The sequence below is a fragment of the Streptomyces platensis genome (assembly GCF_008704855.1).
Lineage (GTDB): Bacteria > Actinomycetota > Actinomycetes > Streptomycetales > Streptomycetaceae > Streptomyces > Streptomyces platensis.
This window is the reverse complement of the sequence record NZ_CP023691.1, coordinates 5,862,597-5,887,933: the sequence shown is the minus strand read 5'-3', so window position 1 is coordinate 5,887,933 and position 25,337 is coordinate 5,862,597. Positions and strand designations below refer to the sequence as shown.

Annotated in this window: 24 protein-coding genes and 1 pseudogene; 11 read left to right on the top strand and 14 right to left on the bottom strand. The window is 71.1% G+C overall.

What is annotated here, in order from left to right; translation table 11 throughout:
* Window positions 1-34: 34 nt before the first annotated feature.
* Entirely contained in the window at window positions 35-1,342 is a 1,308-nt protein-coding gene (locus tag CP981_RS26225) for an SGNH/GDSL hydrolase family protein (protein WP_085922864.1), read from the top strand.
* 15 nt (window positions 1,343-1,357) lie between these two features.
* On the opposite strand, the gene CP981_RS26220 is transcribed toward CP981_RS26225, so the two are convergent.
* Window positions 1,358-2,629, bottom strand: coding sequence for a cation:proton antiporter (locus tag CP981_RS26220; protein WP_085922863.1), 1,272 nt, complete (start codon window positions 2,627-2,629; stop codon window positions 1,358-1,360).
* Between the two features lie 145 nt (window positions 2,630-2,774).
* A complete protein-coding gene (locus CP981_RS26215) occupies window positions 2,775-3,734 on the bottom strand; it encodes a LysR family transcriptional regulator (RefSeq protein ID WP_167536157.1) in 960 nt (319 codons plus the stop codon).
* A gap of 218 nt (window positions 3,735-3,952) precedes the next feature.
* On the opposite strand from CP981_RS26215, the gene snpA reads away from it, so the two are divergent.
* Entirely contained in the window at window positions 3,953-4,618 is a 666-nt protein-coding gene (gene snpA / locus CP981_RS26210; RefSeq protein WP_085922861.1) for a snapalysin, read from the top strand.
* A gap of 214 nt (window positions 4,619-4,832) precedes the next feature.
* On the opposite strand, the gene crcB (CP981_RS26205) is transcribed toward snpA, so the two are convergent.
* The 7 genes from crcB (CP981_RS26205) to CP981_RS26175 form a co-directional block, all read right to left on the bottom strand.
* A complete protein-coding gene (gene crcB / locus CP981_RS26205; RefSeq protein WP_085922860.1) occupies window positions 4,833-5,207 on the bottom strand; it encodes a fluoride efflux transporter CrcB in 375 nt (124 codons plus the stop codon).
* Window positions 5,204-5,590 carry a DUF190 domain-containing protein gene (locus CP981_RS26200; protein WP_085922859.1) on the bottom strand — a complete coding sequence of 129 codons (387 nt, stop codon included), beginning with the start codon at window positions 5,588-5,590 and terminating at the stop codon, window positions 5,204-5,206. The genes crcB (CP981_RS26205) and CP981_RS26200 overlap by 4 nt, the downstream gene beginning before the upstream one ends.
* Window positions 5,587-6,024, bottom strand: coding sequence for a fluoride efflux transporter CrcB (gene crcB, locus CP981_RS26195; RefSeq protein ID WP_085922858.1), 438 nt, complete (start codon window positions 6,022-6,024; stop codon window positions 5,587-5,589). The genes CP981_RS26200 and crcB (CP981_RS26195) overlap by 4 nt, the downstream gene beginning before the upstream one ends.
* 122 nt (window positions 6,025-6,146) lie before the next feature.
* Window positions 6,147-7,013: an isocitrate lyase/PEP mutase family protein gene (locus CP981_RS26190; RefSeq protein ID WP_085922857.1), complete on the bottom strand. Its 867-nt coding sequence runs from the start codon at window positions 7,011-7,013 to the stop codon at window positions 6,147-6,149.
* Between the two features lie 214 nt (window positions 7,014-7,227).
* Window positions 7,228-8,313 (bottom strand): magnesium and cobalt transport protein CorA, encoded by a 1,086-nt coding sequence (locus CP981_RS26185; RefSeq protein ID WP_085922856.1) that lies wholly within the window; start codon window positions 8,311-8,313, stop codon window positions 7,228-7,230.
* 128 nt (window positions 8,314-8,441) lie between these two features.
* Window positions 8,442-9,602 carry a winged helix DNA-binding domain-containing protein gene (locus CP981_RS26180; protein WP_085922855.1) on the bottom strand — a complete coding sequence of 387 codons (1,161 nt, stop codon included), beginning with the start codon at window positions 9,600-9,602 and terminating at the stop codon, window positions 8,442-8,444.
* Between the two features lie 116 nt (window positions 9,603-9,718).
* Complete coding sequence (locus CP981_RS26175; protein ID WP_085922854.1) at window positions 9,719-11,299, bottom strand: MFS transporter; 1,581 nt, start codon at window positions 11,297-11,299, stop codon at window positions 9,719-9,721.
* 150 nt (window positions 11,300-11,449) lie between these two features.
* On the opposite strand from CP981_RS26175, the gene CP981_RS26170 reads away from it, so the two are divergent.
* From CP981_RS26170 to CP981_RS26155, 4 genes are all read left to right on the top strand, one after another.
* Entirely contained in the window at window positions 11,450-12,430 is a 981-nt protein-coding gene (locus tag CP981_RS26170) for a helix-turn-helix transcriptional regulator (RefSeq protein ID WP_085922853.1), read from the top strand.
* A 100-nt stretch (window positions 12,431-12,530) separates the two neighbouring features.
* Window positions 12,531-14,798: a heavy metal translocating P-type ATPase gene (locus tag CP981_RS26165; RefSeq protein WP_085922852.1), complete on the top strand. Its 2,268-nt coding sequence runs from the start codon at window positions 12,531-12,533 to the stop codon at window positions 14,796-14,798.
* A 181-nt stretch (window positions 14,799-14,979) separates the two neighbouring features.
* A complete protein-coding gene (locus CP981_RS26160) occupies window positions 14,980-15,918 on the top strand; it encodes a beta-ketoacyl-ACP synthase III (RefSeq protein WP_085922851.1) in 939 nt (312 codons plus the stop codon).
* Between the two features lie 118 nt (window positions 15,919-16,036).
* Window positions 16,037-16,471 (top strand): VOC family protein, encoded by a 435-nt coding sequence (locus CP981_RS26155; protein ID WP_085922850.1) that lies wholly within the window; start codon window positions 16,037-16,039, stop codon window positions 16,469-16,471.
* 13 nt (window positions 16,472-16,484) lie between these two features.
* On the opposite strand, the gene CP981_RS26150 is transcribed toward CP981_RS26155, so the two are convergent.
* From CP981_RS26150 to CP981_RS26140, 3 genes are all read right to left on the bottom strand, one after another.
* Window positions 16,485-16,718, bottom strand: coding sequence for a hypothetical protein (locus CP981_RS26150; RefSeq protein WP_042148548.1), 234 nt, complete (start codon window positions 16,716-16,718; stop codon window positions 16,485-16,487).
* A gap of 109 nt (window positions 16,719-16,827) precedes the next feature.
* Complete coding sequence (locus CP981_RS26145; RefSeq protein ID WP_085923010.1) at window positions 16,828-17,751, bottom strand: glutaminase; 924 nt, start codon at window positions 17,749-17,751, stop codon at window positions 16,828-16,830.
* Between the two features lie 10 nt (window positions 17,752-17,761).
* Window positions 17,762-18,514, bottom strand: a complete 753-nt coding sequence (locus CP981_RS26140; protein ID WP_425282164.1) for a helix-turn-helix transcriptional regulator — start codon at window positions 18,512-18,514, stop codon at window positions 17,762-17,764.
* A gap of 79 nt (window positions 18,515-18,593) precedes the next feature.
* Between CP981_RS26140 and CP981_RS26135 the strand changes: the two genes are divergently transcribed.
* From CP981_RS26135 to CP981_RS26125, 3 genes and pseudogenes are all read left to right on the top strand, one after another.
* Window positions 18,594-18,827 (top strand): hypothetical protein, encoded by a 234-nt coding sequence (locus tag CP981_RS26135; RefSeq protein ID WP_085922848.1) that lies wholly within the window; start codon window positions 18,594-18,596, stop codon window positions 18,825-18,827.
* Between the two features lie 44 nt (window positions 18,828-18,871).
* A pseudogene (locus CP981_RS26130) lies at window positions 18,872-19,090 on the top strand (hypothetical protein); the annotation flags it as partial.
* Between the two features lie 76 nt (window positions 19,091-19,166).
* Complete coding sequence (locus tag CP981_RS26125) at window positions 19,167-20,804, top strand: recombinase family protein (protein WP_085922847.1); 1,638 nt, start codon at window positions 19,167-19,169, stop codon at window positions 20,802-20,804.
* A 570-nt stretch (window positions 20,805-21,374) separates the two neighbouring features.
* On the opposite strand, the gene CP981_RS26120 is transcribed toward CP981_RS26125, so the two are convergent.
* Window positions 21,375-21,596 (bottom strand): hypothetical protein, encoded by a 222-nt coding sequence (locus CP981_RS26120; protein WP_085923009.1) that lies wholly within the window; start codon window positions 21,594-21,596, stop codon window positions 21,375-21,377.
* A 313-nt stretch (window positions 21,597-21,909) separates the two neighbouring features.
* On the opposite strand from CP981_RS26120, the gene CP981_RS26110 reads away from it, so the two are divergent.
* Both CP981_RS26110 and CP981_RS26105 read left to right on the top strand, forming a co-directional pair.
* On the top strand, window positions 21,910-22,662 hold the full coding sequence (locus tag CP981_RS26110) for a helix-turn-helix domain-containing protein (protein WP_280116995.1): 753 nt from the start codon (window positions 21,910-21,912) through the stop codon (window positions 22,660-22,662).
* Between the two features lie 39 nt (window positions 22,663-22,701).
* Window positions 22,702-23,655 carry a 1-aminocyclopropane-1-carboxylate deaminase/D-cysteine desulfhydrase gene (locus CP981_RS26105; RefSeq protein WP_085922844.1) on the top strand — a complete coding sequence of 318 codons (954 nt, stop codon included), beginning with the start codon at window positions 22,702-22,704 and terminating at the stop codon, window positions 23,653-23,655.
* Window positions 23,656-23,688: 33 nt separating this feature from the next.
* Here CP981_RS26105 and CP981_RS26100 read toward each other — a convergent pair whose 3' ends face one another.
* Complete coding sequence (locus CP981_RS26100) at window positions 23,689-25,290, bottom strand: Na+/H+ antiporter (protein WP_085922843.1); 1,602 nt, start codon at window positions 25,288-25,290, stop codon at window positions 23,689-23,691.
* Window positions 25,291-25,337: the final 47 nt, after the last annotated feature.

Sequence of the window (25,337 nt, the reverse complement as noted above, 5' to 3'; positions counted from 1 at the left end):
TCCGCCCAGAAATACTTCCGGACGAGGAGAAGTCATGCGCGCCACGAGCTCCGGCCACTCCCGGCATTCCGGCCCCGGATTCCGCATCCGCCGCCGGACGATGACGGCGGCTTCGGTCACCGCAATCCTGTCAACCGTCCTGGCGGTATCGCCGACCCATTCTTCGGCAGCACCGAAAGGGCCGGGTGGCCGCACGGCAAAGCCCACGGCAGTCATTTCACTCGGCGACAGCTTCATATCGGGCGAGGGCGGCAGATGGCAAGGGAACGTCGACTTACCGTACAGCGCGACGGACAGCATGTTCGGCACGGACCGGGCCACGGTGTGCGGACCCTCCGGATGCCACAAAGATCCGAACCGGGTCTATGTGAATTCTTCCTATCTCGATCCGACCACGGGGAAAGAAAACGGCTGCCACACATCGGACGTCGCGGAAATCATCGAGTCACACATCCCGGTGGATCGAAAATTCAACCTCGCCTGCTCGGGTGCGGTCACGGACAACCTGCTGCCCGCGGCGGCGGGCGGCAGGCCCTTCAAGGGGAAGCCACCGCAGGCGGATCAGCTGAGGACCCTCGCGAACACCCATGACATCAAGCTGATCCAGGTCTCCATCAGCGGCAATGACCTGGGGTTCGGAAGAATCATCGAGAGCTGCATCCGGGGATTCATCTACGGTCCCGTCGGGCAATACTGCTGGAAGCAATTCGACTGGGAGGTCAAGGAGAAGCTGCGACGAGAAGTTCCGGACAAGGTGAAAAATGTGATCGACCAGATCCGCAGGGTCATGCGGGAAACGGGTCACCCGGACTCCTCCTACGTACTGGCACTCCAGTCGTATCCGTCGCCGGTTCCGCTGTCGGCCGCATATCGCTACTCACAGGGCGTCAGTGTTTCTTCCCAGCGCTACAGTCCGGGCGGCTGCCCCTTCTACGACCAGGACACCAACTGGGCGCGGCTGGATCTGGTGACGGGAATCGCCGACATGCTGGAAGGAGTCGCGGCGGAGAAGAACATTCACTACCTGGACCTCCAGTGGAGTTTCGACGGCCACGAGGTCTGCGCCAAAGGGGTCCGCCAGGCCAGGAGCGGTGACACCCTGAGCTCTCCCGTTCCCGCCCGCGACGCGGAGTGGATGCGCTACCTGTCCCACGGAGCGGCCCACTCGCAAGGGCAGGTCGAGGAGTCCTTCCACCCCAACTCCTACGGCCAGAAGGTGCTGGGAAAGTGCCTGCGGGATTTCTACGACCTGACGAGGTCCTCAGGGCGACGCGAATACACCTGCCTGACGCGCTCGGGCCGGGGCGCCGAAGGGGTGCGGCTGAAGCCGCTCAGCCGGTGATGGTCATGTGCACCCTCATGACGCGGACGGACCGCCCGCGCGGCGCCCGTGGTGGAGACCGCCCGCCGCCATGCCCCTGACGGGCAGGTCCTGGGCCGGGAGATCCTCGGCCCTGGCGCCGTAGCGGTTCGCCAGTGGGGCGGAGGTGAGGCCGTGGGCGAGGACGCTGAGGAGGACGGTGCAGGCGATCACCGGGAGGACCGGCCGAGCCCCTTCGGGGGTGAGCTCCTCGACCGCGAGCAGGCCGAAGATGATCGAGGCCAGTCCGCGGGGGCCGAACCAGCCGATGAACCCCACCGTCCGGGCGTCCAGTCCGCTGCCGGCCAGACACAGCGCCACCGGCACCATACGGATCACCGTCAGGCTCAGGACGGCGTAGACCACGGCCTGCCAGGTCATGTGGGCGAACACGTCGGGAAGCAGCACGGCGCCGAAGACCAGCCAGACCAGCACGGACAGCAGCGCCCCGGACTGCTCGACGTACAGCAGCACCCGCGGCGGCGCACCGTGCGTCGTACCGAACGCCAGGCCCGCGACGAAGGCGGCGACGAAGCCGTTGCCGCCGATCGCGAGGGCGGACGTGTAGCCGAGGAGGGAGAGGGCCAGCACGCCGGCGCCGGCGAAGTCCTCGGCGGCCCAGCCGCTGCGGAGCGTGGTGCGCAGCAGCCATCCGGCGGCCAGCCCGAGCACCGCGCCGTACGCCGCGCCGACCGCCAGTTCCACCACCGCATGGCCGGCGGCGTCCGGCCCGGCGTGGTGTTCGGCCGCGGCCACCCCGGCCAGGGCGAGCACCACCAGCGGGGTGGCGATGCCGTCGTTGAGGCCGCTCTCCACGTTGATGATCCGGCGGATCTTCGCGGGCACCACGGGGTTGACCATCATCGTGGCGCCGAGCGCGGCATCCGTGGGGGCGAGCGCGGCACCGATGTAGAGGGCGGACCAGCCGGAGACGCCGGGCAGCAGAACGGCCGCCACCAGCGCGCCGAGGCCCACGCACAGCGGCAGCCCGATGCCCAACAGCCGTACGTAGAGCCCTAGTTCCGGTCGCAGGGCGCGGAAGGAGAGCCGTGCGGCATCGGTGAACAGCACCCAGACCAGCGTGATCTCCGCGAGCGTCTTGACCGTCTCGTGCGGGAGGGCGAGGTCGAGGACCCCGGCGCCCTCGCCCAGCAGCAGGCCCAGCAGGACGAAGGCGGCCGGCGCGGTGAGTTCGAAGCGTTCCATCCGCCGCGAGCACAGGCACCACAGGAACAGCAGAAGCAGAACCAGGGAAAGGGTGCCGTCCACAGAGTCTCCAGGCTTGGCCGCGCCGCCGCTCGGACCTCCCACTCTCGGCCATCCCCGCGCCGCCCGGCCGTTCCGGGAAGGCCGGGCCCGCGCCTTTCACACGGTTGGCGGCAGGGCGCCGGGGGCCCGGGGTGTGCGGCCCGCCCTACGACCCCACCGGCAGCGGCCCGTCGTGCCGTACCAGCCACGCCCGGTAGGCGTCGCTCGCCCAGGCGATCTCCATGTACGCGGCGGTCAGGTCGGCGAACAGGTCATCCGCCGAGGCCGCGGGGGTGTCGTCCTGGCGACAGGCCATGAACAGGCGGACGGCCAGCGGATCGCCGTACAGCGGGCGGATCGCCATGCCGTGGCGGGAGCGGGCGGTCGGCTGGCAGGGGGTGACCACCTCGCCGGCCGTGACGAGATCCACCGTGGTGAGGTAGTCGCCGTGCACGACCCGGGGGTTGATTCCGGCCGCGGCCCAGATGCGGCGCAGTCCGGCCCATTCGCCGTCCACGGTCGGGTCGACCATCCACTGGTCGCCGGCGAGATCCGCCACCCGGATGACCTCCTGGGCGGCCGCCGGGTGGGTGTCCGCCAGGGCGATGAACTGCGGTTCCCGGGCGATGAGTTCATGTTCGGCCAGACCGTCGGGGACCCGCAGGGGCGCGCCCTCGACCTCGTGGACGAAGGCGGCGTCGAGCTGTCCGGTCGCGACCATGTGCAGCAGGGCGTTGGCGGACACATCGGTTCTTATCGTGGTGTCCGTCTGCGGCAGCCGTACCCGCAGCCGGCGCAGCCAGCCGGCGACGGCGGGGCTGTTGGTGCTGCCGATGTGCAGCCGGGTGCCCTGTTCGCGCTGCGAGGTGGAGGCAACCTCGTCAATAAGTGCCCGCATTTCGGCCACTATCGGCCGGGCCCGGCACAGCACCGAATGCCCCAGCGGCGTGGGCCGGCTGCCGCTCGGCTCCCGGAAGAAGAGCTGGCCACCGAGGGCTTTCTCGATGCGGTGGAGCTGGGTGGTCAGGGAAGGCTGGGTCATGCCGAGCTGCCGGGCAGCCTTGCGTACGCTGCCGGTGTCGGCGATGGCGCACAATGCGCGAAGATGCCTTACCTCAAGCTCCACGTCCGGAGCATAACGACGTCGGCATACGTCACACCAGACTCTCAAACCTGTCCGAACTCCGTTTTTTGCGCAGGGTATTGGCTGGTGCTATCGCCACCTAACATCTCCGCCTTGCGGGTGAACTCCGTCCAGACTCAACGGCACCAAGAAATCCGCAGGGCCCCGGTCGCCGCCCCACACGGCGACCGTACGGCCCTCGGAAATTAAGGAGCCCCCACATGAGATCTCCCAAGACGGCGCTGTCGGCGGCGCTCGGACTGGGCCTTGTCGCCGCGCTCGCAGCCGCGGCGCCGGTTTCGGCAGCTTCCCCCTCCCCCACCAACTCCCCCCGCAGCAGCGCCGCTTCGATCGCGGCGTACAACGGCTCGGCCGCCGAGAAGGCGGACACCAAGGCGTTCTTCGAGGCCGTGATCAAGTCGGCCAAGGCGAAGATGAAGGCGCACCCGCACGCCGCCTCGGTCACCGTCACCTACGACGCCGGCAAGGCCCCGAAGTTCAAGGACCAGATAGCGCAGAGCGCGTCGATCTGGAACGGCGCGGTGCAGAACGTGAAGCTCCAGGAAGGCAGCGGCGGCGACTTCGAGTACCGCGAGGGCAACGACCCGCGCGGCTCGTACGCCAGCACCGACGGGCACGGGAAGGGCTTCGTCTTCCTGGACTACCAGCAGAACCAGGAGTACAACTCCACCCGCGTGACCGCGCACGAGACCGGCCATGTGCTGGGCCTGCCGGACCACTACGAGGGCCCGTGCAGCGAGCTGATGTCCGGCGGCGGCCCCGGCACGTCGTGCCAGAACGCCAACCCGGACGCGAACGAGCGCGCCAAGGTGGACCAGCTCTGGGCCAACGGCCTGACGGGCATCCGCTTCGGCAAGGTCTCCTGACGTCCCCACGGAGCCGCTGACGTAACGAAGTCCGGCGGCGGCCCGCGGGCCCGACCGAGCTGACGTGGCCGGGTCCGCGAACGCTTGGGGGCTGTCGAGTGCCGGAACCTGGCGGCCGGCCCTCGTACCCCACCAGCCCCCGCAGCGTGCGCCGCCCCCGCGGTGGGGCTCCCCCCGGAGCCCCACCGCTTTCGTCTGCCGCCAGACCGCCGGGTCAGCCCCACAGCGCCCGGGCGGCGGCCACCCCGGCGAACGCGGCCGCGAGCCCGGCCGCCACACTCGCCACGGCATTGGCGGCGGCGTAGCCCCGCGCCCCGTCGGCCGCCAGCCGGAGCGTCTCGTACGAGAAGGTCGAGTAGGTCGTCAGCCCGCCGCACAGGCCGGTGCCGAGCAGCAGCTGGGCGTGCGAGGAAGCGGCACCGGCGGTGACCGCGCCGGTCAGCAGGCCGAGGATCAGCGAGCCGGCGACATTGACGGTGAACGTCCCCCAGGGGAAGACCGTGTCGTGCCGGGACTGCACATAGCGGTCGGTGAGGTAGCGCAGCGGCGCCCCGACCGCCGCACCGGCCACCACCAGCAGCCAGTTCACCCGCGACCGCCCTCCGCCGGAGCAGGATCGTCCGTGCGCGGGTAGCTGATCCGCTCGCACGGGTCGAGGGTGACCAGGCCGCCGCCCGCGAGCAGTTCGTCCAGCTGCGGCAGGAACGCGCGGATCCGCTCCTCTGCGTCGACGACCACGACCGCGACCGGCAGCTCCTCGCTCAGCGACAACAGCCGCTGGGTGTGGATGAGCGAGGTGGCACCGAAGCCCTCGATACCGCGGAAGACGCTGGCCCCCGCCAGACCGGCTTCGCGGGCGCGGTGCACGATCTCCGCGTACAGCGGCTTGTGGTGCCAGCAGTCCTGCTCGCCGACGAGGACGGTGAGCCGGAGCGCCGGGGTGCCGCCGGGGAGTGCCGTGCCGTGTGTCATACCGTCCGCCGCCTCAGTTGGAGAAGTGCACGGGTACCGGTCACCGCGCCCCATACGGCCGCGAGCGCGGCGAGCAGGGTGCCCGCAAGATAGGCCATGGCCTGGGCGGGGTGCCGGGCGTCGATCAGCCGCTGGATGTCCACGGCGTAGGTGGAGAAGGTGGTGAAGCCGCCAAGGACGCCGGTACCGAAAAAGGGACGCAGCAGCCGGTGCGCCGGCCAGACCTCGGTGACCATCACCATCAGCACACCCATCAGCGCACACCCGACGACATTGACCGCCAGGATCGTCCAGGGGAACGAGCCCTCGCCGGTGGGCCAGACAAGAGCGGCCCCGTAGCGCGCCGCGGCACCGATCCCGCCGCCCACGGCCACCACACCGATCACCGGCCACTGCCCCCGCCAGGGGGCCGCCCGGCGGCGTCGCTCACTCATGTGTCTCCCGAGATCATCGGCGCCCTCAGGCTACCGCCGCTCGGGCGCGGGTGGCGTGGCGGGCGGTGGGGGTGTGGGGGGCGGGGCGGTGGGTGTGACGCGCCGCCGCCCCGCCGCCCCGCTCACGCCGGGACCACCTGGCGTACGGGGTGATGCCGGCTGATGTTGCGGGCCAGCAGTTCGGTGGCTTCCTTGACCCCGACCTCGCCGCCGGTCTCTCCGGTGGCCGGCAGCCGCCCGTCCGCGTACTTCAGCTCGGCCATCGCGGTCTCCATCGCCCGGTGCGCGGCGAACAGGCACGGGGTGCTGTAGATGGCCACATCGACACCCAGCTCGGTCAGCTCGGTCAGCGAGAGCCGCGGGGACTTCCCGCCCGCGATCTGGTTGAACAGCAGTGGCTTGTCGCCGACGACCTGCCGGATCCGGCGGATCCGGTCGACGCTGCGCACCCCGTCGACCAGCACCACGTCCGCGTCCGTCTCGGCCAGCGCGGCCGCCCGCCGCAGGATGTCGTCCTCCTCGGTGGCGTCCGTACGGGCCACGACGAGCAGATCGGTACGGCTGGCGAGCACCAGGTCGAGCTTCGCCAGGTACTCCTCCAGCGGCAGCACCAGCTTGCCGTCCGCGTGCCCGCAGCGGCGCGGCCGCTTCTGGTCCTCCAGGATCACCCCGGATGCCCCGGCCCGCTCCAGGCGCTGCACCACATGGCAGGCCACCTCGGGGTCGACATAGCCGTCGTCGATGTCCACCAGCAGATGGTGGCGGGGGAAGGCGCCGCGCAGCCGCTCCACGAAGGCGGCCATGTCGGGCCAGGCGATGAAGCCGATGTCGGGCAGTCCGTAGTACGACGCGGCGAAGCCGAAGCCGGAGACGAAGAGGCCGTTGTAGTGGCCGGCGGCGATCGAGGCCGCATACATGTCGTGGACGCCGATCAGTGGCGTCGTCCCCTCGGCCGCGATCTCGTCACGCAGTGCCTGTCCGTACCGCAATGTGCTGCTCCTGTCAGAACCGGCGGGGATCGCGGTCCGGCCTCCGGGGCGTGCTCGGGAGCGCGCCGGGAGTCCCGGCGCCGCGACAACCCGTCCACCGGGGAAACGGTCAGGGGCATCGTTATCCGGCATCCCGCCGAAATCCCCTCAACACGCCATGATGTGCCGCGACTTTCTCGACAGGGTCAGGGGTGGCGGCACCGGCCGACACCCCCTAGAGCCAGCCGTTCCGCTTGAAGCCTCGGTGGATCACCCAGCAGAGGGCCACGGTCACGGTCATCACCAGCGGATAGCCGAAGGTCCAGTGCTTTTCCGGCATATGGTCGAAATTCATGCCGTACACACCGCAGACCATGGTCGGTACGGCGAGGATCGCGACCCAGGCACTGATCCGGCGCATGTCCTCGTTCTGCGCGACGGTGACCTGGGCGAGGTGGGCCTGGAGTATGGAGTTGAGCAGTTCGTCGAAGGACGTGATCTGCTCGGTGACCCGGTCGAGGTGGTCGGCGACGTCCCGGAAGTACGTCTTGATCCGGGGGTCGACCTCGGACATCGACTGGGTCGCCAGCTCCTGCATCGGCCGGTCCAGGGGGGCCACCGCCCGCTTGAGTTCCAGCAGCTCGCGCTTGAGCTGGTAGATCCGGCCGGCGCCGCCGCTGCCACGGATGGAGAAGACCTCGCTCTCGACTTCGTCGATGTCGTCCTGGACTGCGGAGGCCACATCGAGGTAGTCGTCCACGACGAGGTCGGCGACGGCATGCAGCACAGCCGACGGGCCGAGCGCCAACTGCTCGGGTACACACTCCAGTTGCTCGCGCAGCGGACCCAGCGAACCGTGTCCGCCGTGCCGCACCGTGATCACGAAGTCGGTGCCGGTGAAGACCATGATCTCGCCGGTCTCCACGACCTCGCTGGTGTCGGTGAGCCGGTCGTGCTCGACATAGCGGACGGTCTTGAAGACCGTGAACAGCGAGTCGTCGTAGTGCTCCAGCTTGGGCCGCTGATGGGCGTAGACCGCGTCCTCGACGGCGAGCGGGTGGAGCCCGAACAGCTCGACAATTCCGGCGAATTCCTTCTCGGACGGCTCATGCAGCCCGATCCAGACAAATCCCCGGCCGGTCTTCCGGACCCGGTGGATGGCCACATCGGCCGGGTGGTCGCCCTCCTGCCGCACGCCGTCCACGTACACCGCGCAGTTCACCACGGCGGTACCGAGCGGCGACCGCGCAGGGTGGCTGAGGTCGACTCCCCGGCGTCGCGGCTGCGGCAGCCGGACGGCCTTGCGGAGGTTGCTGATCATCGACACCCGGCCAGTATGGCAAGCCGGAGGCCGCGAGCGGTACGGCAAAGCGGCCGTTTTTACGCAGCGGGGCGGGGCGGGGCCCCTGGGTCACACGGCGCACTCCGGGGTCCCCGGCGGCGTGCGCCCTAAGCGTGCGGCCCCACGCTCACCGTCCCGATCGTCAACTCCGCGGTGCCCTGGAGGATTTCGCCGACGCGCTGCACCCGGTCGTCCAGGGCGCGCCGCTGCCGGGCGGTCAGCGGGGTCAGCGGCTCGACCGTGAGCTGAATCATCCGGCGGCCGGAGCGGCGCTGGTGCCAGACACCGGCGACCGTTCCGTCGATCAGCAGCACGGGGAAGTTCCCGGCCTGCCGCCCGGCCAGCGCCCGCTGCGCCGCCCGGCCGGGGAAGAGCAGATCGCGGGGCCGGCAGGCGATGCCATAGGCGTCGAAATAGGGCAGCAGCCGGACACCGGAGGGTTCCGCGGCGGGCGCCTCCGTGTCGCCGGCCAGGATCCAGGCGGGCGAGCCCGCGAAATCGACCTGCTCCAGTTCGCCGGCCAGGGAGGCGAAGAGCCGGGCCGTCCAGCCGGACGGGGCGCCGATCCAGGTTGCGAAGTCCTGCGGGGTGGCCGGGCCGTACGCGTACAGATAGCGCCGTACGAGGGCGGTGAGGGCGGCCGGGCCGTCCGCCGGGCGGAAACCGGGCAGCGCGCGCCGCGGACTGGTGTAGGTGACCTTGCGGCCCCGGTTGGGGCCGAAGCAGAGGGCGCCGTACTGGCCGGCCCGGTGCATCACCTGCCGCCAGCGCGGCCACTTCCCCTGGAAGGCGGGCATCACCAGGTCACCGGCCCAGGACCCGGTGGCGGCCACCACGGCCTCGCTCAGTTCGTCGACGGTCAGCTCGGCGTCGGCCAGCGCGTCCTCGATCGCCGCCAGCACCTGCTCGGTCTGTCCGGGCGTGAGCTGGACGTCCGGGGCGAACGGGCTGCTGCCCACCGGTACGGCCGCCAGCGCACCGGTCCACATCGGCAGCTCGGCGGCGGGCAGCAGATGCACCGTGCCGCGCGGACCGTACGTCTTGACCAGGCTGCGGTCGGTCCACAGGGCATCCTGCACGGCGGTACGGGTGCCGTGGTCCGTCCGCAGCATGAGCGAGAGCTCCGCCGCGGACAGCACCTGGGCATGGGCCCCGCACAGTGCGGCGGCGATCTCCGCGGGGTCCTGCGCCAGGGGCTTCCCGGCGAGCCCGGAGCGCTCCAGGCGGCGGGCGCTGACCTCGTTCCAGGTGAAGGTTCTGCTCGGCACGGCTGGGTCTCCTCGGCTCGATGGTGCGTCGGGTCCGGGCGGGGTGCGGGGCGGCCGGCAGACGTGTGGGGCCGTTCCACTGTGGGGCCACCGGCCCCGGTGCGGGGGCGGTTCGGTCAGGACACCAGGGCGGGCCGGTGCTCCTCCGCCTGCGCGGCCTCCCGGTCCGTCCGCTCCGGTGCGTCCTGGTCACCGGGCACCGCAGGCACCGCGGCCGCCGCGGGCGCCCGGCGCGGCAGCAGGAACAGCAGGCCGAAGATGAGGACCAGGCCGCCGGAGATCCACCACAGGGCGTGGGTCGTCGCGTCGACGAAGGAGGGGGCGAGGGCCGCTGCCGCCGCGCCGTGCGCCTCCCCCGTACCGCCGACGACGCCGAAGAAGGCCACCGACGACAGGCCGAGACCGAGCGCCATGCCCAACTGGCCGGTGGTGTTGAAGATGCCGGAGGCGGAGCCGGAGTGCTCGGCCGGGACCTCGGAGATCGCCGCGTCGGTGATCGGGGCGACGATCAGGCCCATCCCGGCCCCCATCAGCAGCATCGCCGGTGCCATCTGCCAGGACTCCAGGGCGGTGCCGTAGTGCCCGGCCTCCCAGAGGTAGAGCAGCGCACCGCAGAGCATGGTCAGCGCGCCGGCCTGGAGCACCGCGCGGCCGAACCGCGGCACCAGCTTCTGTACGGACATCCCGGCCGCCGCGGAGCAGGCGAGCGAGAACGGCACCCCGGTCAGCCCGGCGTGCAACGGGCCCCAGCCCAGCCCCAGTTGCATATGGAGCGTCCATACCAGGAAGAACAGACCGCTGACGACGCCGAAGGTCAGCTGGACGCCCGCGCCCGCCGCGAAGGTCCGCACCCGGAAGAGCGAGAGCTCGACGAGCGGTGAGCCGTCCCTGCGGGCCTTGATCCGCTCGTAGCGGACGAAGAACGCCAGGACGAGCGGGCTCGCGGCCATCGACACAAAGCCCCACCACGGCCAGCCGGACTCGCGTCCCTGGGTGAGCGGATAGAGCAGCATCAGCAGGCCCACGGTGGCCAGCGCGGTGCCGACGAGGTCGACGCGCAGGGCGCGCGGGGCCCGGGACTCGGTCAGGAAGCGGCGGCCGAGGAGGATGCCGGCGATCCCGACCGGCAGATTGATCAGGAAGATCGGGCGCCACTCCAGTCCAAGCAGATCACCCTCGGTGAGCAGGGCGCCGATCAGCGGGCCGCAGACCGCGCCGAGTCCGACCACCGCGCCGAACATCCCGAAGACCTTGCCGCGTTCGCCCGCCGGGAAGCTGACGTGGATGATCGCCAGCACCTGCGGCACCATCAGCGCGGCCATCGCGCCCTGGAGCACCCGGGCGCCGATCAGCATCCCGGGGCCCGCCGCGACGCCGCACAGCGCGGAGGCGAGGGTGAAGCCGCCCATACCGAGCAGGAACAGCTTCTTGCGGCCGTAGATGTCGCCGAGCCGGCCGCCGGTGATCAGGCCGAGGGCGAAGGCGAGGGCGTACCCGGCGGTGACCCACTGGACGGCGCTGAAGCCCGCGCCGAGGTCCCGCTGGATGCTCGGGACGGCGATATTGACGATGGTCGCGTCGACCAGGTCCATGAAGCTCGCGGTCAGCAGGACGGCGAGCGCTATCCAGCGTCTGCGGGCGGCCGGCGCGGGGGCCGGGACGGCCGCATCGGGGGCCGCGGGCACGGTCGTGGGCATGGGCGTTCTCCAGGGGGAGCGGTGCGGAAGGAAGAGAAGGCGACGCACGTGCCGCCGGGCGGTGGCCGGCCGGGGCGTCGAGGTCCGTCTTTGACACTAGGCGCGATATAGGACAGTCCCGGTCCTACTGGGAGCGCCATCATCGGTCGCATGAGTGAGACATCGGCGCGACTGCTGAATCTGCTGTCCCTGTTGCAGACCCCGCGCGAATGGCCCGGCAGTGAGCTGGCCGGGCGGCTGCGGGTCACCACCCGGACGATCCGCCGCGATATCGACCGGCTGCGCGAGCTGGGCTATCCCGTACACGCCACGATGGGCGCGGAGGGCGGCTACCGACTCGCGGCGGGCGCCGCGATGCCGCCGCTGCTGCTGGACGACGACGAGGCGGTGGCCATCGCGGTCGGACTGCGCTCGGCCGCCGGGCACACCATCGAGGGCATCGAGGAGGCGTCCGTACGGGCGCTCGCCAAACTGGAGCAGGTGCTGCCGGCCCGGCTGCGGCGGCGGGTGGGCACGCTCGGCACGGCCACCGTGGCGCTGCCGTCCGGTGACCACCCGACCGTCGACCCGGAGCATCTGACGGTGCTCGCCGCGGCGATCACCAACCATGAGCGGCTGCGCTTCCGCTACCGGGCCGGGGCCGGCACCCGCAGCAAGCGCCTGGTGGAGCCGCACCGCCTGGTCGCGGCGGGGCGCCGCTGGTACCTCGTGGCGTACGACAACGACCGCGAGGACTGGCGGATCTTCCGGGTGGACCGGCTGAGCGAGCCGTTCCCCACCGGCGTCCGGACCCCGCCGCGCACCCTGCCGGCCGCCGACGCGGCCACCTATGTACGGGAGCGGATGCAGGGGGCGGCCACGACCTACCGGGCGGTGGCGACCGTGTACGCACCGGCCGCGGAGGTGGCCGCCCGGCTGGGCGGCCCGGCGCTGGGCGCGCTCGAACCGGTCGACGAGGCGTCCTGCCGCTGGCACAGCAACCCCGAGGCGCTGGAGTGGCTGGCGGTCCGGCTGGCCCTGCTGGGACACGAGTTCACCGTGCACGAACCGCCGGAGCTGGTCGCGTATCTGCGGGCGATGGGCGGCCGGGCGCAGCGGGCGGCGGGCGAGGACGAGGGCGCGACGCCGTGACGCCGTCGCGCCGTGACAACGTAACCCCGCTCGGGAATACCCTAGGGGGGTATATGGTTGACCTCGGAGACAGGCACTGGCAGCAGACCGAGGAGCAGGTATGACCACCGCGATCGGAGCCCACGGCGTCGAGTTGGAGATCGGCGGGATGACCTGCGCCTCGTGCGCCGCCCGCATCGAGAAGAAGCTCAACCGCATGGAAGGGGTCACCGCCACCGTCAACTACGCCACCGAGAAGGCGCAGGTGACGGTCGCGGAGGGCAGCACCGTCGCGGCCGCCGACCTGATCGCCACCGTGGAGCGGACCGGCTACACCGCAACGGTCCCGGAGCCGCCGGCCGCCGAACCCTCCGGCAGCGACGCCGGGGACGCGGCCGACGACCGGGACGGCGCGGCGCTCGCCGCGCTGCGCCGGCGGCTGCTGATCTCCCTCGTCCTGACCGTCCCGGTGGTGCTGATGGCGATGGTGCCGCCCCTTCAGTTCACCAACTGGCAGTGGCTCTCGCTGACCCTGGCCGCCCCGGTGGTCGCGTACGGCGCCTGGCCGTTCCACCGAGCCGCCTGGACGAACCTGCGGCACGGCGCCGCCACGATGGACACCCTCATCTCGATGGGCACCCTCGCGGCCCTGGGCTGGTCGCTGTGGGCGCTGTTCTTCGGCACGGCGGGCATGCCGGGTATGACGCACCCCTTCGAGCTGACCCTCGCCCGTACCGACGGCAGCGGCGCGATCTATCTGGAGGCCGCGGCCGGAGTCACCACCTTCATCCTGGCCGGCCGCTCCTTCGAGGCGCGCGCGAAGCGCAAGGCGGGCGCTGCGCTGCGGGCGCTGCTGGAGCTGGGCGCCAAGGACGTCGCCGTGCTGCGCGACGGCCGGGAAGTCCGCGTCCCCGTCGGCGCGTTGCACGTCGGCGACCGCTTCGTCGTACGGCCCGGCGAGAAGATCGCCACCGACGGGACGGTCGTGGAGGGCGCCTCCGCCGTCGACGCCTCGATGCTCACCGGCGAGTCCGTCCCCGTCGAGGTCTCCCCCGGCGACGGCGTCACCGGCGCCACCGTCAACGCGGGCGGCCGGCTGGTCGTCGAGGCCACCCGGGTCGGCGCCGACACCCAGCTCGCCCGTATGGCACGGCTGGTCGAGGACGCCCAGAACGGGAAGGCCGCGGCGCAGCGGCTGGCCGACCGGATCTCCGCGGTCTTCGTCCCGCTCGTGATCGCGCTCGCCCTGGGCACCCTCGGCTACTGGCTCGCCACCGGCCACGGCGCGGTGGCCGCCTTCACCGCGGCCGTCGCCGTCCTGATCATCGCCTGCCCGTGCGCCCTGGGGCTGGCCACGCCGACCGCGCTGATGGTCGGCACCGGACGCGGCGCCCAGCTCGGCATCCTGCTCAAGGGCCCGGAGGTGCTGGAGTCGACCCGTCGGGTGGACACCGTCGTCCTGGACAAGACCGGCACGGTCACCACCGGAGTGATGACGCTGACCGGGGTCCATCTCGCCGAGGGCGAGACGGAGCCGGAGGTGCTGCGGCTGGCCGGCGCACTGGAACACGCCTCCGAGCACCCCATCGCCCGCGCCGTCGCCACCGGGGCCGAGGCCCGGGGCGCCACCCTGCCCGCCCCGGAGGACTTCGTGAACGTCCCGGGCCTGGGCGTCCAGGGCGTGGTCGACGGCCATGCCGTCCTGGTGGGCCGCGAGCAGCTGCTGCACCGGTGGAGCCAGTTCCTCCCGCCGGAGCTGACGGCCGCCAAGGCCGCGGCCGAGGCGGCGGGCCGGACCGCGGTCACCGTCGGCTGGGACGGCGCGGCGCGCGCGGTGCTGGTCGTGTCCGACGCGGTCAAGCCCACCAGCGCCGAAGCGGTGCGCCGGCTGCGCGCCCTGGGACTGACCCCGGTCCTGCTCACCGGCGACCACGAGGCCGTCGCCAAATCGGTGGCCGCCGAGGTCGGGATCGACGAAGTGATCGCCGAGGTGCTCCCCGAGGACAAGGTCGCGGTCGTCGCCCGGCTCCAGTCCGAGGGCCGCTCGGTCGCCATGGTCGGCGACGGCGTCAACGACGCGGCCGCACTGGCCCGCGCCGACCTGGGACTGGCGATGGGCACCGGCACGGACGCCGCGATCGAGGCCGGTGACCTCACCCTCGTACGGGGCGATCTGCGCGCCGCCGCGGACGCCATCCGGCTGGCCCGGGCGACACTCGGCACCATCCGCACCAACCTCTTCTGGGCCTTCGGCTACAACGTCGCGGCGCTGCCGCTGGCCGCGGCCGGCCTGCTCAACCCGATGATCGCCGGCGCCGCCATGGCCTTCTCCTCGGTCTTCGTCGTCGGCAACAGCCTGCGACTGCGGCGCTTCCGGGCGCTGTCGTGAGGGGGGCCGGGTGAAGCCGTGACGGGGCCGGGGCCGGGCGGCGTCGTGGCGGGGGCTCCGCCCCGGTTCTGACAACTGTCTCCAGTTCTGGCTACGGAACATTGGCAGTTCACGCAGCCGCCGGGCGGCACCGAGGGGTGAGACTGGTGGGCGAACCGACCACCCACGTACAGGGGAACTCATGACCGGGTCACGCGTCCTGGCCCTCGGCCATTACCAGCCCTCCGGCGTGCTCACCAACGACGACCTCGCCAAGATCGTCGACACCGACGACGCCTGGATCCGCAGCCGGGTCGGTATCCGTACCCGCCATGTCGCCGCCCCGGACGAGACCGTGGACTCGATGGCGGCCGCCGCCGCGGCCAAGGCCCTGGCCGCCAGTGGCCTGGCTCCGCAGGACATCGACCTGGTGCTGGTCGCCACCTGCACGGCCCACGACCGCAGCCCGAACGCCGCGGCCCGGGTCGCCGCCCGGCTCGGCCTGACCGCCCCCGCCACCATGGACCTGAACGTCGTCTGCTCCGGCTTCACCCATGCGCTGGCCACCGCCGACCACGCCATCCGGGCCGGTTCGGCGACCCATGCCCTGGTCATCGGGGCCGAGAAGTTCACCGACGTGGTCGACTGGACGGACCGCTCGACCTGCGTCCTGGTCGGCGACGGCGCGGGCGCCGCGGTCGTCAGCGCCTCGCCGGAGCCGGGGATCGGCCCGGTGCTGTGGGGCTCGGTGCCGGAGATGGGCGCCGCGGTCCGTATCGAGGGCGAGCCGGCCCGGTTCGCCCAGGAGGGCCAGACCGTCTACCGCTGGGCCACGACCCAGCTGCCGGCCATCGCCCGCAAGGTCTGCGAACGCTCCGGGATCACCCCCGCCGATCTCGCCGGTGTGGTGCTGCACCAGGCCAACCTGCGGATCATCGAGCCGGTCGCGGCGCGGATCGGCGCGGTCAACGCGGTGGTCGCCAAGGACGTCGTCGACTCCGGCAACACCTCCGCGGCCTCCGTCCCGCTCGCCCTGTCCAAGCTGGTCGAACGGCGCGAGATCCCCTCCGGCGCCCCGGTCCTGCTGTTCGCCTTCGGCGGCAACCTCTCGTACGCGGGCCAGGTCATCCACTGCCCGTGAGCCGGAACGGCCCCGCGCCTGTCCATGAGGGGCCGGCTCCGCGTCCATCCGTGTGGCGGGCCGCCCCCGCGTCCGATTCGTTCAAGACGCGCCCCGGCGGCCTGCCTACGCTCGCCGTATGACCACTTCACCTTCCGCATCCCCGTCCCCCGCCACCCCCTCCGCCCCGCGGTTCGCGGCCATCGGCATGGTCGTCGCCGACATGCCCGCCGCCCTGGCCTTCTACCGCCGCCTCGGCCTGGACATCCCCGCCGACGCGGACACCGCCCCGCACGCCGAAGCGCCGCTCCCCGGAGGGCTGCGGCTGATGTGGGACTCCCACGAGACCGCACGCGCCATCAACCCGGACTGGACCCCGCCCCAGGGCGGCACCCCCACCGGGCTGGCCTTCGAGTGCACCGGCCCCGCCGAGGTGGACAAGCTCTACGCGGAACTCACCGACGCCGGCTACACAGGCGAGATGCCGCCATGGGACGCCTTCTGGGGGCACCGCTACGCCGTCGTACAGGACCCGGACGGCCACGGGGTCGATCTGTTCGCCCCGCTGCCCTAAGGGGCAGGTGCGCCTAGCCGATGTCCCCGGGGTGCTCGCGCAGGTACATCGCGCCGCAGCTGTGGCAGAACGGCTCCCCCTGGGGCGTACCCCAGACCTCGGCCGTCTGGGTGGCGGCTGCCGGGGCCAGTTCCCGTCCGCACATCGCCGTGGTGCCGTCCAGCCGCACCATGTGCCAGATCTTCACCGGCGTGTCCGCATGCGGCAGAACGCCTTCCTCGTACTCAGCGCGCATCTCGTGCTCCATGGCGGTGCACCTCCTACGCCCACGATGCGCCAGCGGTTCGGAGGCCACAACGGCAGCCGGGCCGCGGGGGCGGGCCCTCGCGATCCGGGTCAGCACGCGAACCCGCAGGTCAGAAAACGGACCACCCGGTCAGCGTCGTGAAGTGATCCAGCGCCGCCGCGCCCGCCACGGAGTTGCCGCGGGCGTCGAGTCCCGGGCTCCAGACGCAGAGCGTGCAGCGGCCGGGGATGACCGCGATGATGCCGCCGCCGACCCCGCTCTTCGCGGGCAGCCCGACGCGGTAGGCGAACTCCCCGGCCGCGTCATACGTCCCGCAGGTCAGCATCACCGCGTTGATCCGCTTGGCCTCGCGGGCCTCCAGCAGCCGGCTGCCGTCGGCGCGCAGCCCGTGCCGGGCGAGGAAGCCGCCCGCCACGGCCAGATCCCGGCAGCTCATCTCGATCGAGCACTGCCAGAAGTAGTGCTCGATGACGCTGGGGACGGGGTTCTCCAGGTTGCCGAAGGACGCCATGAAGTGCGCCAGGGCGGCATTGCGGTCACCGTGTTCGGCCTCGGAGTCGGCCACCGACTGGTCGAAGGCGAGGTCCGGGTTGCCGCTCTCCTCCCGCAGGAAGTGCAGCATCGAGGTGCTGGCGTCGCCGGTGAGGGTCTGGAGCCGGTCGGTGACCACCAGGGCGCCCGCGTTGATGAACGGATTGCGCGGAATGCCGTTCTCCGCCTCCAGCTGGACCAGCGAATTGAACGGCGTGCCGGACGGCTCACGGCCCACCCGCCGCCAGATGCCGTCATCGTGCCCGCCGTGGCTCTGCGCCATCACCAGCGCCAGCGAAAAGGCCTTGGAGATGGACTGGACGGAGAACGGGACCTCCCAGTCGCCCACCCCGTACACCTCGCCGTGGATGTCGGCCACCGCGATCCCGAAACGGTCCGCGGACACCCGCTCGAGCGCCGGTATGTAGTCGGCGACCCGCCCCTGTCGCACGTACGGCCGGGCATGGGCCGCTACCTCCTCGAGAACGGCCTGGTAGTCCATGACGGACACGCTAACCCGGGGCGAGCAGCACCCCCATCGGGGCCCCCGCCAGCGACTTCACCTCACGCGCGAGGTGCGCCTGGTCCGCGTATCCGGCGCGCGCGGCAACCTGTGCGTAGGGCATCCCGGAGCGCGCCAGGTCGAGCGCGCGCACGAGCCGGAGCACCCGGGTGAGGGTCTTGGGGCCGTAGCCGAACGCGTCCAGGCTGAGCCGGTGCAGCTGGCGTTCGCTGAGCGCGACGGCGCGGGCGACCTCGGCGACGGGGCGGCCGCGGGCGAGCTCCGCGGCGACGGCGGCGGTCCGGCCGTCGTCCCCGGCGCCTTCCCGGAGGCGGGCCGCGGCGGCCTTCTCCAACAGGCGGCCGATACCGGCCGTACCGCCCGGCTCCCCCGCGGCCGCCAGCCGCTCGGTCAGCTCCCGTACCTTCCCGGCGGGCCACAGGTCCGCCAACGGCACCCGCCGGTCGCGCAGTTCCCGGGCCGGTACACCGAAGACGGCGGGCCCCTGGCCGGGCGCGAAGCGCAGCCCGACGAAGCGCGTACCGGGCGACACCCCGCCCACGGACTGCGGCCCGGTGTCCGGACCCGCCACCAGCAGCCGGCCCGCGCTCCAGATCAGATCCGTACACCCGTCGGGCAGCACCGGCCGGGCGGACGGCTGCACGGCGCGGCTCCACAGCACCGCACCGGCCACCCGGGAGGCGCGCTCCTGGTAGCCGCCGGATACACCGGATGGCCCCTTCATGTCGCGCGTTTCGCCCACATGCCCCAGCCTGGCACGGGAACCCCACGGCCGTCCGCGCCGTTGATCCCTTACGACACGGACTGCACGGAGGTGGCACATGTCAGGGTTTCTCGACCGCGCCAAGGAGCAGGCCCAAAAGGGGCTTGCACAGGGCAAGCAGAAGGTCGACGAGGTACAGCAGAACCGCGCCGGCACCGAACTCCTGAGAAAGCTGGGCGCCGCGTACTTCGCCGAACGGCGGGGCAGCGGTTCCCCCGAGGCGACCCAGGACGCCCTCAACACCCTGGAGGCCCACGTCAACGCCCACGGCGACGCCTTCCTGCACGACTAGGGGCGCCTGCCGGGGCGGACCGGTTCGCGGCGCACTCCGAGGAGCTGTGGGGCCGCGCCCTACCCGGGGGCCGGCCCCCGGCACCGGGGACAATGGACCGCGTGACCAGCACCGACCCCGGCCCGATGCCGGACCCGCGCGCCCTGCGCCCGCGCCTGCCCTCCCCCGTCCAGGAGATCGAGGACGCACCGTTCGCCCGCCGCGGGGTGCGGCTGCTGCTCAAGCGGGACGATCTGATCCACCCGGAACTTCCCAGGAGTAAGCCGACTGGTGTTAGCGGGCCTGGCCTGGTCACTTAACCCGTGGACAGCCCGTGACACCTTCAAGGAAGGTGAACTCATGGGCAAGGCAATGGACCCTGCCAAGCTGTGCGATCTGTTCCTCCGGCGCAGCACCTTGCAGGACGACAAGACGACCCTCAAGGCCCACGAAAGTGACCTTCGGCAGCGCGCCGAGCGCGAGGGGCTGACCGTTCGCAAGGTCTGGAAAGAGGAACTGTCAGCATTCAAAGCGGGGGTAATCCGAGAGGAATTCGACGCGGCGATTTCCGCCGTGCTCGCTGGAGAAGTACGTCACCTACTCGTCTGGAAACTCGATCGCCTGAGCCGAAAAGGCATGGGTCAGGTCGGGCAGGTACTCGACCAGTTCGAGGTGAAGGGCGCCCGGCTGCTCGCCCATATGGATGGGCTCGACAGCAGCATTCCGCAGCATCGGGGGCTTTTCGCCTGGCTGGCCGAGCAAGCACGCTCCGAGTCTTACAACACCTCAATGCGCACGCGTCGTACGAAGGCAGCGAAGAAGATCACGGGCGAGTGGCCGGGCGGGCAACCGCCCTTCGGCTTGCGGGTGCGGAAAGGAAAGAAGGCAACGGAAGAGCATCCGAAGGAGTACGGGACAGCGCGTCGAATCGCTGATGCACTCCTCGGAAATCAGGCAGCGGGTGTCATCGCTGGAACCCTCAATGCGGACGGCGTGAGGACTCGACGGGGTAGCAAATGGCGGTCGTCCACGATCACGCAACTCGCACACTCTCCGGCGTGGGCCGGGCTGATGCCTGTACATGAGCGCTACACGGACGCTGCCGGTCGCGAGCGCTGGCGGGCGACGGATGAGCCCATGATCGGGGCGAATGGTGAGCCCGTCTGCGTGGGCAAGGGCGTCATCACTGTGGGCGAGCGGGTGCGCATTCTGGCCGCCCTGCGGTCGCGCACGTCCGAATCGCTGGCAGCGGGACGACGCGGCAAGCCTGCGGCGCAGTCACTCCTCTCCGGTCTGCTGAAATGCGGCCGGTGCGGCGGCAACATGACGAAAGGCGGTCCGCAATACCGGTGCTATCGGCGCGTGAACATGGGAAAGGCGGCATGCCAAGGAATGAGCGTGCTCGTCAAGGATGCCGACGCCGTGTTGAGTGCGGCATTCATTTCGCGCGTCTCGCATCTCCCGGATGACCACGAAGCCTTCCGATCCCTCGCTCCCCGGTGGCTGGAGTACGACAAGCCCGAGGAAAGCGCACGACGCGCTGAATTGGCGCTGACGGTCGAGGAGGCCCAAGCGCGGCTGGACTCTCTGGATGATGCCTACTACGTGCAAGGTCGGTTCAAGGGGGTCAAGGGGAAGAACCGGTATGAGCAGCTTCGAGCCGCCATTGAGGACCAGCTAGAGCCAATGAGCGCTGAGCTAGCGGAAATCGCCGCATCGTTGGACCCTGAAGTTCTTCGCGATCCTGACGTACTGCATAAGGCATGGATTGCGGCTGACCTGGTGCGCGCCAGGATGCTTCTCCGCGTTGTGCTCCACTCCGTGACGCTGCTTCCCCCGCCGGGCCAAGGAAGGCGCAGCAGCATCTGGGCGCTTTACGCGCGCTGCTGCTTCCACTGGGTCGGCTCGAAGCCAGAGCCTCTGAAGGTGGACAACGGGCGGCTCCACAACACCGTCTGGTTTGATCCACAGCCTGCCGCGTGGCAGTCGGCGGCTTGACGCGCGGTGCCCGGTGGCGCGCTGTGAGCACGCGGCCGGCGCTGCGAGGCTTTGGGCGGTAGCTGCCATGGGGCGAGAGAACAGGGGGCCATACGCTCGTGCGGCGAATCGGGCAGGCACCTGCCCTGCCCGCGTTGGTGCCCGATTGGCCCCCTGTTCTTGGAGGCTCGCCCCATGGGAGCTGCCTAAAGCCTCGCAGTGCCGTCCGCCCCAGCCACGGGGCCTCGGCCACGAAGGCGCGCTAGCTGGAAGAGCGAAGACGACTCGGCCGATTCGAGCGGTGCTCTTCGCACGCGTGGCCGCCCAGCGCGTAGGGCGGCTGCCGCCCGGACGGGACCGGCCGAAGGCCGCACGCCCGGCCGGTGCGGCAGCGTGCCGCCCGGCGCGCCGCAGGCGCGCCCTTGAACAAGTGAAGAAGAGTTACACCGATCGGCCTCGGGCCGTCTCACCTTCGCCTCGACCCACGGGCGCGCCCCGCCCCGGCCAATCGCTCTGTGGCCTGGGCACGAGGTGCACGCGAGGCGTCGAAGGCGACCGGCCGGGCGAGGCGTCAGAGTCAACCGTGCACGGTCATTGGTGGCGGCCTGCCGCGCAGATCGCGTTCGCTGCCTGCTCGACCTGGTCAGCACGGAGCATGCCCAGATCGACGTACGCCTTTCCGGAGTGGGTGACCACAGGCCGAACACCTCTGCCGAAGGCTTCTGAAAGGCCGAGTGCGGAGAAAGCCTCCCGGATCGCTGCGACGGCGTCATCGGCGCTCTTGCGGCCCTCTCGCCAGGTCTTCATGTCCATCACTCCCGCCTCCTGGGCTTTCGCTGCTTGGTGTGGGCAGCCAGCTCAACGTTGCAGTCGGATACGGCGGAGCGGTCTCCTCTCGCCTGAGCTTCCCTGCGTTGCCTGACCAGGGCGTCGCAGACATCACACCCTTCGGCGGGTTCGGGAGGGCTCTCAGGCACCATCACGTATACGGGCCCTTGCATCGCTGTCTGGCGTTTCATGTGCCCGATGGTGGATCGCCCTTGCGGACGTATCCGCCCCGTATCAGAGACAGTTGGGCGGTTCCGTGCGTACCGTCGAAACGGCCCAAACGTCTTAGGGGGAAGTCTTGAACGCAGCCTTACGATCAGCTATGGCGGATGCTGGCCTCTCGCCCCGGAAGCTAGCGGCCCGGGTAGGGGTGACCAGCAAGACCGTAGAGCGGTGGTTGGCTGACGCCGGACTGGTGCCGCACGCAACCAATCGTGAGGACGCCTGCCGAGCGTTGGGAGTTGATGAAGAGATGTTGTGGCCCCGAGCAGTGAAGGACCGCATCAAGACCGGCAACGACCGTGAGCTGGTCCACTCGTATCCGTACCGGTCCGCCTGCCCCTCCACCGTGTGGTCTGAGCTTGTCGAGAACAGCAACGAGGAACTGTTCCTCGCCGGATACACGAACTACTTCTTCTGGAGCCAGGTGCCTCGGTTCGCCGAGACCATACGCCGGAAGGCTGAGTCCGGCTGTCGGGTCAGGATTCTTCTCGGTGATCCTGCCGGAGAGGTCACCACGCAGCGAGAAGCGATCGAAGATGTCGCCCTCAGCGTGTCCACCCGGATTCGGATCACTCTCGAACACTTGGGCCGACTGGGCGACCTTCCCGGGCTGGAGACGCGATACAGCAGCGCTGAGGACGCGGTGAACCACGTCTCACTGTCGGTGTTCCGGTTCGACAGCGACGCGCTGGTGACCCCGCACCTGGCACGGCTCGTGGGCCACGATTCACCACTACTGCATCTGCGCCGCCAGGGGGGCGGGGGCATGTTCGACCGGTTCGCGGAGCACTCCGAGGAGCTGTGGAGCCGTGCGGTACCGGTGGGCTGAGCCAGGGAGCTTCGCGGGAACAGCGGCCACAATGGACGGGTGAAGCACCCCGTAGACCTCGCCACTGCCCTCCGGCCCCGTCCTCCCTCCCCCCTCCAGGAGATCGAGGATGAGCGGTTCGCCCGCCGGGGCGTGCGCCTGCTGCTGAAGCGGGATGACCTCATTCACACCACGTTGCCTTGGGATACGGCTGCGCTTGGACCAGTGGAGCTGTACCCTCCGGGCAACAAGTGGCGCAAGCTGGCGCCGAATCTGCGGGCCGCGGCCGCGGCGGGTGAGCGGGCGCTGCTGACCTTCGGCGGTGCGTACTCCAACCATCTGCGGGCCACCGCAGCGGCCGGCCGGCTGCTCGGGTTCGCCACCATCGGCGTGGTCCGCGGCGACGAGCTGGCCGACGCACCGCGCAATCCGTCGCTGGCCCGCTGCGCCGCCGACGGGATGCGGCTGCACTTCATCGACCGGGCCCGCTACCGCCGGAGAGCCGATCCGGAGGTGCTCGCCGAGCTGCACGAACGCTTCGGCGCGTTCCGGCTCATACCGGAGGGCGGCAGCAACGCCCTTGCCGCACAGGGCTGTACGGAGCTCGGCCGCGAACTGCGCGGGACCGCGGACACGGTCGCGGTGGCCTGCGGCACGGGCGGCACCCTCGCCGGACTCGCCGCGGGCCTGGGGCCGGGGCAGCGCGCCCTGGGCTTCCCCGTGTTGAAGGGCGGCCGGCCGCACTTCCTCCAGGAGACGGTCGAGGAACTCCAGCGCGCGGCGTTCGGCGGACCGCGCGGCGACTGGCGGCTGGAGGAGCGCTTCCACTGCGGCGGATACGCCCGCCGCACCCCGGAACTCGACGCCTTCGCGACGGCCTTCGAGGACCGGCACGGCCTGCCGGTGGAGCGGATCTACGTCGCCAAGCTGCTCTACGGGCTGACGACCCTGGCCGAGGAGGGCGCCTTCGCCCCCGGCAGCACCGTGGCCGCCGTGATCACCGGCACCCCCTGAACCGGCCCCGGCCCGATCCCTCGACGACCCACCCTAGGAAGCCCCCTCCCGGTACGCCGTGGCCTCCTCCAGGTCCAGTCTGCGCAGCAGCGTCCGCAGCATCTCGTCGTCGATCCGTCCGTCGTCCCGCAGCCGGACGAACACCCGGCGTTCGGCCTCGATCATGTCCCGGGCCAGCCGCCGGTAGGTCTCGTCGGCGGACTCCCCGGTGACCTCGTTGGCCGCGCCGAGCCGCTCCCACACGGAGTTGCGGCGGCGCTCCAGGACATTGCGCAGCCGGTCGGCGAGGGGCCCCGGCAGGGCGTTGCGCGGGTCCTGAAGGCGCTCCTCCAGGCACTCCTCGGCGGCCCGCGAGGCCTCGTTCTGGGCCTGTGCCTCGGCGAGCGTCTCGGCCTGGGCGTCCGGGCCGGGCAGTTTCAGCGCACGGATCAGCGGCGGCAGCGTCAGCCCCTGGATGACGAGGGTGGCGATGACGGTGGTGAAGGTCAGGAAGAGCACGAGGTTGCGCGCCGGGAAGGCCGCCCCGCCGGGCACGGCGGCCGGGATGGAGAACGCGATGGCCAGCGACACCACCCCGCGCATCCCGGCCCAGCCGACGATGACCGGCGCGGTCCAGTTCGTGTCCGGCTCGCGGGCACGGATCCGGGCGGACAGGAGGCGCGGCAGATACGTCCCGGGAAAGACCCACACGAACCGCGACAGGACCACGACGGCGAACAGCACGGCCGCGTAGCCGAGGGCCTGCGCCCCGCTGAACTCCCCCAGTCCGCGCACCACGACCGGCAGCTGGAGCCCGATCAGCGCGAAGACCGCGGACTCCAGGATGAAGGAGACCATCTTCCAGACGGCGTCCTCCTGGAGCCGGGTCTCGAAGTCGACCTGCCAGGAGCGGTGCCCCAGATAGAGGCCGACCACGACGACGGCGAGCACCCCGGAGGCATGCAGCTGCTCGGCGGCCGCGTAGGCGACGAACGGGATGAGCAGCGAGAGGGTGTTCTCCAGCAGCGCCGACTCCCGCAGCCGGACGCGCAGCCAGTGCAGCGGCACCATCAGGAGGAGGCCGACGCCGATGCCGCCCACGGAGGCGATGGCGAACTGTTTGATTCCGTCGCCCCAGGAGGCGCCCGCCCCGAGGGCCACGGCCACCAGGACCTTGTACGCGGTGATCGCCGTGGCGTCGTTGAACAGCGATTCGCCCTGAAGGATCGTGGTGATCCGGTGCGGCAGCCCGAGCTTGCGGGCGATGGCGGTGGCCGCGACGGCGTCCGGCGGGGCGACGACGGCCCCCAGGACGAGCGCCGCGGTCAGCGGCAGCCCCGGGATGACGAGATAGGCCGCATAGCCGACCACGAACGTCGCGAACAGCACATAGCCCACCGACAGCAGCGCCACCGGCCGCAGATTGGCCCGCAACCCCAGATACGAGCTGTCCAGCGCCGCGGTGTGCAGCAGCGGGGGCAGCAGCAGCGGCAGCACGATGTGCGGATCGAGGGTGTAGTCGGGGATGCCGGGGATGTAGGAGGCCGCGAGCCCCGCGGCGACCAGGAGCAGCGGCGCGGGGACCGGCGTACGGCGCGCCAGCCCGGCCACCGCCGCGCTCCCCGCGACCAGCAAAAACAGCGGCATGACAGCCATCGGCCCGTCCCGTCCCCGTACGCTTCACCGAGCATCCCGGCGATCTA